This is a genomic window from Pseudomonas sp. UBA6753, assembly GCF_002453565.1.
GTDB classification, from domain to species: domain Bacteria; phylum Pseudomonadota; class Gammaproteobacteria; order Pseudomonadales; family Pseudomonadaceae; genus Aquipseudomonas; species Aquipseudomonas putida_Z.
The window spans coordinates 1-13,712 of record NZ_DKHD01000038.1; the positions used below are offsets into that span (position 1 = coordinate 1).

At 65.0% G+C, this 13,712-nt stretch carries 11 protein-coding genes and 1 tRNA gene; all 12 read left to right on the plus strand.

Features of this window, described 5'->3' with window-relative positions; translation table 11 throughout:
• Nucleotides 1-278 precede the first annotated feature (278 nt).
• The 12 genes from B2790_RS16040 (at nt 279) to B2790_RS16095 (ending at nt 13,627) form a co-directional block, all read left to right on the plus strand.
• The gene (locus B2790_RS16040; RefSeq protein WP_286919202.1) at nt 279-1,283 is read left to right on the plus strand and encodes an aspartate-semialdehyde dehydrogenase; all 1,005 of its coding nucleotides are present in this window, start codon (nt 279-281) and stop codon (nt 1,281-1,283) included.
• A 71-nt stretch (nt 1,284-1,354) separates the two neighbouring features.
• The gene (locus B2790_RS16045) at nt 1,355-4,093 is read left to right on the plus strand and encodes a FimV/HubP family polar landmark protein (protein ID WP_286919203.1); all 2,739 of its coding nucleotides are present in this window, start codon (nt 1,355-1,357) and stop codon (nt 4,091-4,093) included.
• Between the two features lie 194 nt (nt 4,094-4,287).
• Nucleotides 4,288-5,148, plus strand: coding sequence for a tRNA pseudouridine(38-40) synthase TruA (gene truA, locus B2790_RS16050; protein ID WP_137163294.1), 861 nt, complete (start codon nt 4,288-4,290; stop codon nt 5,146-5,148).
• A gap of 61 nt (nt 5,149-5,209) precedes the next feature.
• Nucleotides 5,210-5,830 carry a phosphoribosylanthranilate isomerase gene (locus tag B2790_RS16055; protein WP_274120120.1) on the plus strand — a complete coding sequence of 207 codons (621 nt, stop codon included), beginning with the start codon at nt 5,210-5,212 and terminating at the stop codon, nt 5,828-5,830.
• Between the two features lie 222 nt (nt 5,831-6,052).
• Nucleotides 6,053-6,946 (plus strand): acetyl-CoA carboxylase, carboxyltransferase subunit beta, encoded by an 894-nt coding sequence (gene accD, locus B2790_RS16060; protein WP_025338243.1) that lies wholly within the window; start codon nt 6,053-6,055, stop codon nt 6,944-6,946.
• A complete protein-coding gene (folC, locus tag B2790_RS16065; protein ID WP_274120121.1) occupies nt 6,946-8,253 on the plus strand; it encodes a bifunctional tetrahydrofolate synthase/dihydrofolate synthase in 1,308 nt (435 codons plus the stop codon). The genes accD and folC overlap by 1 nt, the downstream gene beginning before the upstream one ends.
• A complete protein-coding gene (locus tag B2790_RS16070) occupies nt 8,237-8,902 on the plus strand; it encodes an SPOR domain-containing protein (protein WP_286919204.1) in 666 nt (221 codons plus the stop codon). The genes folC and B2790_RS16070 overlap by 17 nt, the downstream gene beginning before the upstream one ends.
• 287 nt (nt 8,903-9,189) lie before the next feature.
• Complete coding sequence (locus B2790_RS16075) at nt 9,190-9,747, plus strand: CvpA family protein (protein ID WP_013971612.1); 558 nt, start codon at nt 9,190-9,192, stop codon at nt 9,745-9,747.
• 42 nt (nt 9,748-9,789) lie between these two features.
• Nucleotides 9,790-11,295: an amidophosphoribosyltransferase gene (gene purF / locus B2790_RS16080; protein ID WP_025338246.1), complete on the plus strand. Its 1,506-nt coding sequence runs from the start codon at nt 9,790-9,792 to the stop codon at nt 11,293-11,295.
• Nucleotides 11,296-11,311: 16 nt separating this feature from the next.
• Nucleotides 11,312-12,523 carry an O-succinylhomoserine sulfhydrylase gene (locus tag B2790_RS16085; RefSeq protein WP_025338247.1) on the plus strand — a complete coding sequence of 404 codons (1,212 nt, stop codon included), beginning with the start codon at nt 11,312-11,314 and terminating at the stop codon, nt 12,521-12,523.
• Complete coding sequence (locus tag B2790_RS16090) at nt 12,520-13,293, plus strand: SDR family oxidoreductase (RefSeq protein ID WP_075044161.1); 774 nt, start codon at nt 12,520-12,522, stop codon at nt 13,291-13,293. The genes B2790_RS16085 and B2790_RS16090 overlap by 4 nt, the downstream gene beginning before the upstream one ends.
• Nucleotides 13,294-13,551: 258 nt before the next feature.
• Nucleotides 13,552-13,627: transfer RNA gene (locus B2790_RS16095), tRNA-Val, on the plus strand.
• Nucleotides 13,628-13,712 lie beyond the last annotated feature (85 nt).

Genomic DNA, 13,712 nt, shown 5'->3' on the forward strand with positions numbered 1-13,712 from the left:
AGCGAAGGGACTGCGGAGGGGGGTGACGGGCACCCATCCCCGTCCCCTCCCTCCGCAAGACCTCTGCTCGGCCTCCTGAAGTCGCGAAGATCAAGATCAAGATCAAGATCAAGAGCAAGAGCAAGAGCAAGAGCAAGAGCAAGAGCAAGAGCAAGAGCAAGAGCAAGAGCAAGAGCAAGAGCGGCGCAGCGCAGCTCTAGGTTTGGGCCAGCACAGACAAAACTCTACAATCCGAGTAAAGTGCCGCCCCCGCCGTTTTCAGCAAAAGGATCCCTTCCATGACACACCCTTTGGACATCGCCGTCATCGGCGCCACCGGCAGCGTCGGTGAAGCCCTGGTGCAGATCCTCGAAGAGCTGGATTTCCCGGTCGCCACCCTGCACCTGCTGGCCAGCATGGAATCGGCGGGCAGCAGCGTGATGTTCGCCGGCAAGAAGCTGAAGGTGCGTGAAGTGGACAGCTTCGACTTCGCCCAGGTCAAGCTGGCCTTCTTCGCCGCAGGCGCCGCCGTCAGCCGCAGCTTTGCCAGCAAGGCGCTGCAGGCAGGCTGCACGGTCATCGACCTGTCCGCTGGCCTGGACGACGCCCTCGCCCTGGTGCCAGAAGCCAACGCCGAACGCCTGGCCGGCCTGGCATTGCCCGCCCGCATCGTCAGCCCGTGCTCGGCCGCAGTTGCCCTGGCCGTTGCCCTGGCACCGCTCAAAGGCCTGCTGGATATCGAACGGGTGCAGGTAATGGCCGCGCTGGCAGTGTCCGCACAAGGCCGTGAAGCGGTCAACGAACTCGCCCGGCAAACCGCCGAGCTGCTCAATGCCCGCCCCCTGGAGCCACGCTTCTTCGATCGCCAGGTGGCGTTCAACATGCTGGCCCAGGTCGGAGCCGCCGATGAGCAAGGCCACACGGCCCTGGAGCGACGCTTGGTCAGCGAGCTGCGCGTGCTGCTGGGCCTGCCGGAACTGAAGATTTCCGTGAGCTGCGTTCAAGTCCCGGTGTTTTTCGGCGATAGCTTCAGTGTGGCGGTGCAGAGCCGTCGCCAGGTAGACCTGGACGCTGTCAACCAGGCCCTCGAGGCGGCCGACAGCGTCGAACTGGTGGAGCGCGATGATTATCCGACCCCGGTAGGCGACGCAGTGGGCCAGGACGTGGTCTATGTTGGTCGTGTACGGCACGGTGTTGATGAAGACCAGCAACTCAACCTCTGGCTGACCACCGACAACGTGCGCAAAGGCGCCGCGCTCAATGCCGTGCAAGTGGCGCAATTGTTGATTAAACACATGCCGTAAAAGATACTGGCGAGCACTATTGTCCTGCTCCGCATGCAGGTTTCAGGACGCTTCATACAAGGGAAGAGGTCATGCTTCGAATTCGCAAACTGGTTCTGGCCATGGCTGCAGCATCGGCGCTGTCGTCGGGCATGGCGAATGCCTTGGGCCTGGGGGAGCTGACCCTCAAGTCGGCACAGAACCAGCCCCTGGACGCCGAGATCGAGCTGCTCGACGTGCGCGACCTCACCGCCGCCGAAGTGGCGCCGAGCCTGGCGCCGCCGGAAGAGTTCAGCAAGGCCGGGGTGGCGCTGCCGACGTACCTCGAAGACCTCACCTTCACGCCGGTGATCAACCCCAACGGCAAGAGCGTGCTGCGGGTTACCTCCAGCCAGCCGCTGCCTGAACCGGTGGTAAAGTTCCTGGTCCAGGTGATGTGGCCGCAGGGCCGCCTGCTGCGTGACTACAGCGTGCTGCTCGACCAGGCCAAGGCCCAGGGCGAAAAGCCGGCGGCAGGCAATGTCGCGCCAGCGGTGACCGCTGCCGGCAGCTACACCACCCAACGCCGCGACACCTTGTGGCAGATTGCCGCGCGCAACACCCAGGGTGGTTCGATCCAGCAGACCATGATCGCGATCCAGGCGCTGAACCCGGACGCCTTCATCGGCAACAACATCAACCAGCTGAAGGTTGGCCAGGTGCTGCGCCTGCCCGACCAGCAGCAGATCCAGAATATCGCGCAGGGCGAGGCGACCGCTGAGGTGGCCGAGCAGTATGCCGCCTGGCGTGAAGGCCGCCGCCTGGGCCCGCGTGCCCGCCAGCTGGACGCCACCCGTCGCGGTGCCGCCGAGGCAGCGCCGGCGCGTATCGCCCAGGGCGACAACCTGCGCCTGGTCAGCCCGGGCAACCAGGCCGGTGCCGACCAGGCCGGTGCCGACCAGGCCAAGGCCCTCAACGACAAGTTGGCGGTGGCCCAGGAAAGCCTGGACACCAGCCGTCGCGACAACGAAGAGCTCAAGAGCCGCATGGCCGACCTGCAGAGCCAGCTGGACAAGCTGCAGCGTCTGATCGAGCTGAAGAACAACCAGCTGGCCCGCCTTGAAGCCCAGGGTGCGGCGGCACCGGCCCAACCGGTCGCCAAGCCTGCGCCTGCCGCCGCCGATACCGCACCCAAGCCGGCGCCCGCCGCCGAGGCCGCACCTGCCGGCCAGCCTGGCAGCATGGTCGACGAAATCATGGGCAACCCGCTGCTGCTTGGGCTGATTGCAGGTAGTGCCTTCCTCGTACTGCTGCTTCTGCTGTTGCTGCTGGCGCGCAAGCGCAAGGCCCAGCAGGAGGCTGAAAAGCACCTGCGCATGGCGCGTGCGCTGGAAGAAGAGCAGGGCGCAGGCTTCGACAGCGATAGCGCAAGCTTCGATGGCGTCGAGGTCTCGGCCCCGAGCGTGACCCTGTCGCCGGCCGTGGTCGCCGCTTCGGCTGCCGCCGCCACCGCCGCGGAAAAAACATCGACACCCGCCGTCGAAGCGCAACCTGAACCGCAAGCCGACCCCCACGCCGCGCTGCTGGCGGAGGTCGAGCAATGCGTGGCCGAAGGCCGCTTGAACCGCGCTGCCGACCTGCTGGAGCCTGCCGTGGCCGCCGCGCCGCAGCGTGACGACCTGCGCCTGAAACTAATGGATGTGTACGCCCGCCAGGGTGACCAGAGCGCGTTCGTCGAGCAGGAACGCAAGCTGCCGGCCAGCGAGCCGAACAGTGCAGCTGTTGCCGGGCTGAAAGAGCGCTACCCGGCCATGCTCGGCCTGGCCGCTGCCGGCCTGGGCGCGGCGGCCCTGGCTGCCGAGATGGACGAGCAGTACGTGCAGGAGCTGCTGCAGGATCAGCCTGAAACGCCAGTGGTTGCCGACGTGGCACCCGAGGAAGAGTCGGCGTTCGAGCCAGAGGTGGCGGTTGAACCAGAGGCCGTTGCCCAGGCGGAACCTGAGGCAGTGCTCGAGCCCGAAGTTGATCTGGATGCTGAGCTGGATGCCTTCGATGAAGTGCCGACCCTCGATGCGCCGGGCCTGGACGAGCAGGACCTGGACAGTGCCTTCGACCTGAGCCTGGGTGACGACCTGCCCGAGCAAGACCCGCTGGCGGCGCCGCTGCTGGACGAATCGGTGGCCCAGCAACCTGTCGTCGACGAGCCGGTACTGGATGAACCGATGCTGGAAACGGCTCAGCCGGAAGACGAGCCGTTTGCCGTGGACGCCGAGCTGCAGGCCGACGCCGACGCCGAGTTCGAGGCCATGCTGGCTCAGGCCGAGACACAGCCCGCTGTGGACCTGTCCGACTTCGACCTCGACGTCAGCGAACCGGTTGCCCCGGCCGCCCCGGCAGCGGTGGACGAAGCCCCGGTGGATGTCGCCGCCGAGCTGGCTGCCTTCGACAGCGAGCCAGCATTCGACCCGCTTTCCGAGTTCGACCTGCCGTCCGACTTCGATCTTTCGCTGTCGCTGGAAGACGATTCGCCGGCAGCCAAGAGCTTTGCCTCGGAGCTGAACGACGTCAACGCCGAACTGGACAAGCTGTCGCAGAGTCTCGAATCGCCGTCGCTGGAACCGCACTTCACCAGTGAAGACGCGATTGCCCAGCCAGAACCCGAGCCACTGGACGACCTGGACTTCGACTTCTTCTCCGGTAGCGACGAAGTGGCCACCAAGCTTGACCTGGCCCGCGCCTATATCGACATGGGCGACAACCAGGGCGCGCGCGACATCCTTGATGAAGTGGTCAAGGATGGCGACGACAGCCAGCGTCAGGAAGCCGAGGACATGCTCTCCCGGCTGGTCTGATGTAAGCAGGGCCGGCCTCTTCGCGGGCTTGCCCGCTCCCACAGGATCTCCACACATTTTCGACCTTGTGAGTAACCTGTAGGAGCGGGCATGCCCGCGAAGAGGCCCTCAAGCGCGACACACGTTCAACGGCAGCCCTACACGGCTGCCGTTGTCGTTATAATCCCCGCCATTCCGTACACCCCACAGGTTTCATGCTCTTGGACATCATCGACACCGCCGCCGCCGAGTCCGCGGCCGAAGGCTACTCCCGCATCGCCCTGGGCGTGGAATACAAAGGCGCGCGCTATCGTGGCTGGCAGCGCCAGGCCAGTGGCGTGCCCAGTGTCCAGCAGGCCCTGGAGCAGGCCCTGTCCAAGGTGGCCAACGAGCCGATCTCGGTAATCTGCGCCGGGCGCACCGACGCCGGCGTGCATGGCTGCGGGCAGATCGTGCACTTCGACACCCGCGCCGTGCGCGACGAACGCGCATGGACCATGGGCACCAACTTCAACCTGCCCCATGACATCAGCGTGGTCTGGTCGCAGCCGATGCCGGCCGACTTTCATGCCCGCTTCAAGGCCTGCGCCCGGCGTTACCGCTACGTCATCTACAACGACCCGATCCGCCCGGCGCACCTGGCCGAGGAAGTCACCTGGAACCACCGCCCGCTGGATGTCGAACGCATGGCCGAAGCCGCGCAGTACCTGCTCGGCACCCATGACTTCAGTGCCTTCCGCGCCAGCCAGTGCCAGGCCAAGTCGCCGATCAAGCACATCTACCACCTGCGCGTCACCCGCCATGGCCAGATGATCGTGCTGGATGTGCGTGCCACGGCCTTCCTGCACCACATGGTGCGTAACATCGCCGGTGTACTGATGACCATTGGTGCCGGAGAACGCCCGGTCACCTGGGCGCGTGAGGTGCTGGAGGGGCGCAACCGCCGCGAAGGCGGGGTAACGGCGCACCCGTACGGGCTCTACCTGGTGCAGGTGGAGTACCCCGAGGAATACGCGCTGCCCAAGCGTTACATCGGCCCACACTTTTTGACCGGCTACGAGGCATTGGCAGACTGACGGGCGAAAAGTCATTTGCTAACATCCGGCCTTTCACCGTAACAAGCAGGGTTCGCTGTCCATGAGCAATGTTCGCAGCAAGATCTGCGGGATTACCCGCATCGAAGACGCACTGGCCGCTGCCGAAGCGGGCGCCGATGCCATCGGCCTCGTCTTCTATGCGAAGAGCCCGCGCGCCGTGGACGTGCGCCAGGCGCGGGCGATCATCGCCGAGCTGCCACCGTTCGTGACCACGGTCGGGCTGTTCGTCAACGCTTCGCGCTGCGAGCTGAACGAGATCCTCGAAGTGGTTCCGCTGGACCTGCTACAGTTCCACGGCGATGAAACCCCGCAGGACTGCGAAGGCTACCACCGCCCCTGGATCAAGGCCCTGCGCGTGCGCCCGGGCGACGACCTGGAGGCGGCCTGCCAGCTTTACGCCGGTGCCCGCGGCATTCTGCTGGACACCTATGTGCCAGGCGTACCCGGAGGCACCGGTGAAGCGTTCGACTGGTCGCTGGTGCCGGCGCGCCTGAGCAAGCCGATCATCCTGGCGGGCGGGTTGTCTGCCGACAATGTCGGCCAGGCCATCGCCCAGGTGCGGCCGTACGCGGTGGATGTCAGTGGCGGCGTGGAGCAAGCCAAGGGCATCAAGGACGCGGCGAAGATCGAGGCATTCATGCATGCGGTGAAACAGGCGTGATGGCAGATGTGACGGCTGGCTGCGCGCCATCGTCCATAGCTTTCGCAGCCCTGCGGGGCAGCCGCCTGCGCCTGTGGCGGCAAGACAACACATTAGCGGTGGGGTGGCGCGCGGAAAGTCCCGGCGGCCGGTCCATCATCGTTTCATAAAAGATTTTGAGCTCAAGGGCAGGGCAGGGCCGGCGACACCGGCCCACGCCTGCCAATACTGGAGAAAGAAAGCATGAGCAACTGGTTAGTCGACAAACTGATCCCTTCGATCATGCGTTCCGAGGTGAAGAAGAGCTCGGTGCCTGAAGGCCTGTGGCACAAGTGCCCGGCCTGCGAGGCCGTGCTGTATCGTCCGGAGCTGGAAAAGACCCTGGATGTCTGCCCCAAGTGCAACCACCACATGCGCATCGGCGCACGTGCGCGCATCGACATCTTCCTCGACGCCGATGGCCGTGCCGAACTGGGCGCCGACCTGGAGCCGGTCGACCGCCTGAAGTTCCGTGATGGCAAGAAGTACAAGGACCGCCTGACCGGCGCGCAGAAGCAGACCGGCGAGAAGGACGCCCTGATCTCCATGAGCGGCACCCTGATGGGCATGCCGATCGTGGTCAGCGCCTTCGAGTTCTCGTTCATGGGCGGTTCCATGGGTGCCATCGTCGGCGAGCGCTTCGTGCGCGCGGCCAACTATGCCCTGGAGCACCGCTGCCCGATGGTCTGTTTCTCCGCCTCGGGCGGTGCACGCATGCAGGAAGCGCTGATCTCGCTGATGCAGATGGCCAAGACCTCGGCCGTGCTGGCGCGCCTGCGCGAAGAAGGCATCCCGTTCATCTCGGTACTGACCGACCCTGTGTACGGTGGTGTTTCCGCCAGCCTGGCCATGCTCGGTGACGTGATCGTCGGCGAGCCAAAGGCACTGATCGGCTTCGCCGGCCCGCGCGTGATCGAGCAGACCGTGCGCGAGAAGCTGCCGGAAGGCTTCCAGCGCAGCGAGTTCCTGCTGGAGCACGGCGCCATCGACCTGATCATCTCCCGTGGCGAGCTGCGCCCGCGTCTGGCCCGCCTGCTGGCGCAGATGACCGGCCAGGAAACCCCGGAGCAAGCGCGTGAGGCGGCTGCCGTCGCGTGATGAAACAACGATCCCTGGGCGAATGGCTCGCCTACCTCGAGCAGTTGCACCCCTCGGCCATCGACATGGGCCTGGAGCGTTCGCAGAAGGTGCTTGCCCGGCTGGCGCTGGGCAAGCTGGCGCCACGCGTGGTGACGGTGACCGGCACCAACGGCAAGGGCTCGACCTGCGCCTTCGTGGCCTCGCTGCTGCGTGCCCAGGGGCTCAAGGTCGGCGTGTACAGCTCGCCGCACCTGTTGCGTTACAACGAGCGGGTGCTGATCGATGGCCAAGAGGCCAGCGATGAGCGCCTGTGCGAAGCCTTCGCCGCCGTCGAGGCGGCGCGAGGCGATATTTCCCTGACCTACTTCGAGATGGGCACCCTGGCCGCGTTCTGGTTGTTCTACCAGTCGCAGCTGGATGCCGTGGTACTGGAAGTGGGCCTTGGTGGCCGCCTGGACACCGTGAACGTGGTGGATGCCGACCTGGCCCTGGTGACCAGCATCGGCGTCGACCATGTCGATTACCTGGGTGATACCCGCGAGCTGGTGGCCTTCGAGAAGGCCGGCATCTTCCGTCAGGGCAAACCGGCACTGTGCGGTGACCTGGATCCGCCTCGGCCGCTGCTGGACAAGGCCGCCGAACTGGCTGCGCCGCTGTTCCTGCGTGGTCGTGACTTCGACCTGGCCAGTGCCGCTGGCAGCTGGAACTGGCGGGGTACTGCGGCTGATGGTGCGCAGGTAGAGCTGCGTGGCCTGCCTTTGCTCGACCTGCCCATGGAAAACGCCACGCTGGCCCTGCAGGCCTACCTGCTGATGGGCCTGCCCTGGGACGCCGGGCAGATTCGCCAGGCGCTGCTGGATACCCGTATCACGGGTCGCCTCGACCGTCGCCTGCTGAGCTGGCAGGGCAAGCAGGTGGAGCTGTTGCTGGATGTCGGGCACAACCCGCACGCCGCGGAGTACCTGGCCCGGCGCCTGGCGGCGCGGCCGCTGAAGGGGCGCCGCCTGGCGGTGTTCGGCCTGCTCGCCGACAAGGACCTGGACGGTGTTGTCGCGCCGCTGCAGGGGCTGGTCGACGACTGGGCAGTGGCGCCACTGGATACCCCGCGCAGCCGCCCGGCTGCGGAGCTGGCCACGGCCTTGACGAACGTCGGCGCTGCGGTGAAGTCTTATGCCAGCGTCGATGCTGCCCTTGAAGGGCAATGCGCGCAGGCAACGGCGGATGACCAGATCTTGCTGTTCGGTTCGTTTTTCTGTGTTGCCCAGGCACTGGAATGGCTGGAGCGGCACGCCCAGGAGGGTGGAGTAGATGGCAGTGCTGGATAAAGGGATGAAACAGCGCATGGTGGGTGCGTTGGTGCTGGTGGCGCTGGCGGTGATTTTCCTGCCGATGCTGTTCACCCGCGAGGACGAGATGCGTCAGGTGCGCGTCGAGGCCCCGCAGGCGCCGGCCATGCCAAGCCTGCCGGAAGTGAAGGTGGAGCCGGTTGCCGTGCCGGAGCCGCAGGCCATTGCGCAAGAGCCGCAACAGCCACCGGTGGTGGTGGACGAGTCCACCGCGCCGGCGAGCACGCCCAGCCAGCCGATTACCCCGTCACCGCAGACCCAGCCTCAGGCGCAGGTGCAGCCTCAGCCTCAGCCCGTCAAGCCGCAGGCGCCCGTGGCCAAGGTCGAGCCTCAGCCGGCAGCCAAGCCGGCCGCGCCGGCGGCGCCATCGAAGATCGACGTCAATGGCCTGCCGGTCAGCTGGTCGATCCAGTTGGCCAGCCTGTCCAACCGTGCCGGGGCCGAAAAGCTGCAGCAAACCTTGCGTAGCCAGGGTTACAACGCCTATATCCGCTCGGCGGGTGGCATGAACCGGGTGTACGTGGGGCCGCTGATCGAGCGGGCCGAGGCCGAGCGCGTGCGTGACGCCATCAACCGCCAGAACAGCCTCAAGGGCTTCGTGGTGCGCTTCCAGCCTGAGCGCAGCTGATATAACCCGGGGTCGGCTTTGCCGCTCATTCGCGGGTTCTGTATAGGTCTTGCAGCGGCGCGGTCCATGTGGGAGCGGCCTTGTGTCGCGAAAGGGCCGCGAAGCGGCCCCAGGATCTCAACGACACTGCCAGAATCGCCGGGGCCGCTTTGCGGCCCTTTCGCGACACAAGGCCGCTCCCACAATGATCGCGTAAGCCCGGGTAGCGCTAATCACCTGACATTCCGCTTACTCCCAGCCCGCCGCTCTGTTAAAATGCGCCGCCTCAAACGTCTGCAGGCAGCACCGTGGCATTTACCTTGGTTGATTGGGCGATCATCGCGATCATCGCCGTCTCCACACTGATCAGTCTCAAGCGCGGCTTCGTCAAGGAAGCCTTGTCCTTGCTCATCTGGATCATTGCCGGTGCGGTTGCCTGGATGTTCGGTGGTTCGCTCTCGGTGTATCTTGAAAGCTACATCCAGACGCCGTCGATGCGCGTCATCGCCGGCTGCGCCATTCTTTTCGTCGCCACCTTGCTGGTGGGGGCCATGATCAACTTCCTCATCGGTGAGCTGATCCGCGTGACCGGGCTGTCCGGTACCGATCGTTTCCTGGGCATGGCCTTCGGCGCCGCGCGCGGGGCCTTGCTGGTGGTGGTGGCCATCGGGCTGATCAGCCTGGGGCCGGTTCAACAGGACACCTGGTGGCAGGAATCACGCCTGATACCACAATTTCTCTTGGTCGCCGACTGGTCGAAAAACCTGATCCTGGGTTTTACCGGCCAGTGGACACCCAGTGGGCTGATCGGCACTCCAGCTGATCTTCCGTTCAAGGAACAGTTGCTCGGGCCGGCAAAGCCCTGAGCGCTATTCACTCAAGTTTCGTCAAAGTAGGGGTTGCGTCGCATGTGTGGCATCGTCGGTATCGTCGGTAAGTCGAACGTCAATCAGGCGCTGTATGACGCGCTTACGGTCCTCCAGCACCGCGGCCAGGACGCTGCCGGTATCGTGACCAGCCATGACGGCCGGTTGTTCCTGCGCAAGGATAATGGCCTGGTGCGCGACGTGTTCCAGCAGCGCCACATGCAGCGCCTGGTCGGCAACATCGGCATCGGCCACGTGCGCTACCCGACTGCGGGCAGCTCGACCTCGGCCGAGGCCCAGCCGTTCTACGTCAACTCGCCATACGGCATCACCCTGGCACACAACGGCAACCTGACCAACGTCGAGCAGCTGGCCAAGGAGATCTACGAGTCCGACCTGCGCCACGTCAACACCAACTCCGACTCGGAAGTACTGCTGAACGTGTTCGCCCATGAGCTGGCGGTGCGTGGCAAGCTGCAGCCGACCGAAGAAGACGTGTTCGCCGCGGTTTCCCACGTGCACAGCCGCTGCGTCGGCGGTTACGCCGTGGTGGCGATGATCACCGGCTACGGCATCGTCGGCTTCCGTGACCCCAACGGCATCCGCCCGGTGGTGTTCGGCCAGCGTCACACCGACGAAGGCGTGGAATACATGATCGCCTCGGAAAGCGTGGCCCTGGACGTGCTCGGCTTCACCCTGATCCGCGACCTGGCGCCGGGCGAAGCGGTGTACATCACCGAAGAAGGCCAGCTGTACACCAAGCAGTGCGCCGAAGCACCGAAGCTGCAACCGTGCATCTTCGAGCATGTCTACCTGGCCCGCCCGGACTCGATCATGGATGGCGTGTCGGTGTACAAGGCCCGTCTGCGCATGGGTGAAAAACTGGCCGACAAGATCATGCGCGAGCGCCCCGAGCACGACATCGACGTGGTCATCCCGATCCCGGACACCAGCCGCACCGCGGCCCTGGAACTGGCCAACCGCCTGGGCGTCAAGTTCCGCGAAGGTTTCGTCAAGAACCGCTACATCGGCCGTACCTTCATCATGCCCGGCCAGGCCGCGCGCAAGAAATCGGTACGCCAGAAGCTCAATGCCATCGAGCTGGAGTTCCGCGGCAAGAACGTGATGCTGGTGGACGACTCGATCGTGCGCGGCACCACCTGCAAGCAGATCATCCAGATGGCCCGCGAAGCCGGCGCCAAGAACGTCTACTTCTGCTCCGCAGCCCCTGCGGTGCGCTACCCCAACGTCTACGGCATCGACATGCCGAGTGTTCACGAACTGATCGCCCACAACCGTACCACCGAACAAGTGGCCGAGTTGATTGGCGCCGACTGGCTGGTCTATCAGGACCTGCCGGACCTGATCGACTCGGTCGGTGGCGGCAAGATCAAGATCGACCACTTCGATTGCGCGGTATTCAACGGTGAGTACGTCACCGGCGATATCGACGAAGCCTACCTCGACCGTATCGAGCAGGCTCGTAACGACCTGGCCAAGGTCAAGAACCAGGCGGTCAGCGCGATCATCGACCTCTACAACAACTGATTTCGGGAGCGACGGCATGACGGATCAATGGGATGCCGGACGACTGGACAGTGACCTCGAGGGTGTCGGTTTCGACACCCTGGCGGTGCGCGCCGGTCAAAACCGTACACCGGAGGCCGAGCACAGCGAAGCGCTGTTCCTGACCTCCAGCTATGTGTTCCGCACGGCTGCCGATGCCGCCGCGCGCTTTGCCGGCGAAACGCCGGGCAACGTCTATTCGCGCTACACCAACCCGTCTGTGCGTGCCTTCGAGGAGCGCCTGGCGGCCATGGAAGGCGCCGAGCAGGCCGTGGGCACCTCCACCGGCATGGCGGCGATCCTCGCCGTGGTGATGTCGCTGTGCAGTGCCGGTGACCATGTGCTGGTGTCGCAGAGCGTGTTCGGCTCGACCATCAGCCTGTTCGAGAAGTACTTCAAGCGCTTTGGCGTGCAGGTGGACTACGTGCCACTGGTCGACCTCGCCGGCTGGGAAAAGGCCATCAAGGCCAATACCAAGCTGCTGATCGTCGAGTCGCCGTCCAATCCGCTGGCCGAGCTGGTCGATATCACCGCCCTCAGCGAAATCGCCCATGCCCACGGTGCCATGCTGGTGGTGGACAACTGCTTCAGCACCCCGGCGCTGCAGCAGCCGCTGAAGCTGGGTGCCGACATCGTGTTCCACTCGGCCACCAAGTTCATCGACGGCCAGGGCCGCTGCATGGGTGGCGTGGTTGCCGGCCGTGCCGAGCAGATGAAAGAAGTGGTGGGCTTCCTGCGTACCGCAGGCCCCACCCTCAGCCCGTTCAACGCCTGGATCTTCACCAAGGGCCTGGAAACCCTGCGCCTGCGCATGCGTGCGCACTGCGAAAGCGCCCAGGTACTGGCTGAATGGCTGGAGCAGCAGGAGGGCGTGGAGAAGGTGCATTACGCCGGCCTGCCGAGCCACCCGCAGCACGAACTGGCCAAGCGCCAGATGAGTGGCTTCGGCGCGGTGGTCAGCTTCGAGGTCAAGGGTGGCAAAGAGGGCGCCTGGCGCTTCATCGACGCTACCCGGGTGATTTCCATCACCACCAACCTGGGTGACAGCAAGACCACCATCGCTCACCCGGCCACCACCTCCCACGGTCGCCTGACGCCGCAGGAACGTGAAGCCGCCGGCATCCGCGACAGCCTGATCCGCGTTGCCGTGGGTCTGGAAGATGTGGCCGACCTGCAGGCCGACCTGGCGCGTGGGTTGGCGGCACTGTGATCGAAATCCGCGGCGGTACGCCCGGCCATAACGGCCGGGTAGCCCTGGTGACCGGTGCCGCGCGCGGCATCGGCCTGGGCATTGCCGCCTGGTTGATCTGCGAAGGCTGGCAGGTGGTGCTAAGCGACCTTGACCGCCAGCGCGGCGCCAAGGTGGCCAAGGCCCTGGGTGACAATGCCTGGTTCATTACCATGGACGTTGCCGACGAGGCCCAGGTCAGCGCCGGGGTGTCCGAGGTGCTGGGGCAGTTTGGCCGCCTTGACGCGCTGGTGTGCAATGCGGCCATCGCCAATCCGCACAACCAGACCCTCGAAAGCCTGAGCCTGGCGCAGTGGAACCGGGTGCTGGCGGTAAACCTCAACGGCCCGATGTTGCTGGCCAAGCATTGTGCGCCGTACCTGCGTGCGCACAACGGGGCGATCGTCAACCTCACCTCCACCCGGGCGCGACAGTCCGAGCCCGATACCGAGGCCTACGCGGCGAGCAAGGGTGGCCTGGTGGCCTTGACCCATGCCCTGGCCATGAGCCTGGGCCCGGAGATCCGCGTCAATGCGGTGAGCCCGGGCTGGATCGATGCCCGTGACCCATCGCAGCGCCGTGCCGAGCCGTTGACCGAGGCGGACCATGCCCAGCACCCGACGGGCAGGGTAGGGACGGTGGAAGACGTGGCGGCCATGGTCGCCTGGCTGTTGTCTCGGCAAGCGGCGTTCGTCACCGGCCAGGAGTTCGTGGTCGATGGCGGCATGACCCGCAAGATGATCTACACCTGAGCATTCTGCATATCCTGTACCGGCCTCTTCGCGGGCACGCCCGCTCCCACAGGTATTTCTCACATGTCAGCATATGTGGAGAACCTGTGGGAGCGGGCGTGCCCGCGAAGAGGCCAGTACAGGCTATCGACAGCTGCAGACAGGTAAACCGCTTTTTGCGCTTTTCTGAAAAAAATTCAATGGGGCTATTGACTTAGCTTCGCCACCTGCGTAAATTTCGCGGCCTCAGCGAAGCAAACGCAACAAGCAACATCGCGAGGGTGATTAGCTCAGCCGGGAGAGCATCTGCCTTACAAGCAGAGGGTCGGCGGTTCGATCCCGTCATCACCCACCACTTCCTGAGATGTTCCTGGTGCTTCGAGTTTCGCAAGAAGACGATAGCCAGAGAGGAACGCACTGCGCAGCGGTAGTTCAGTCGG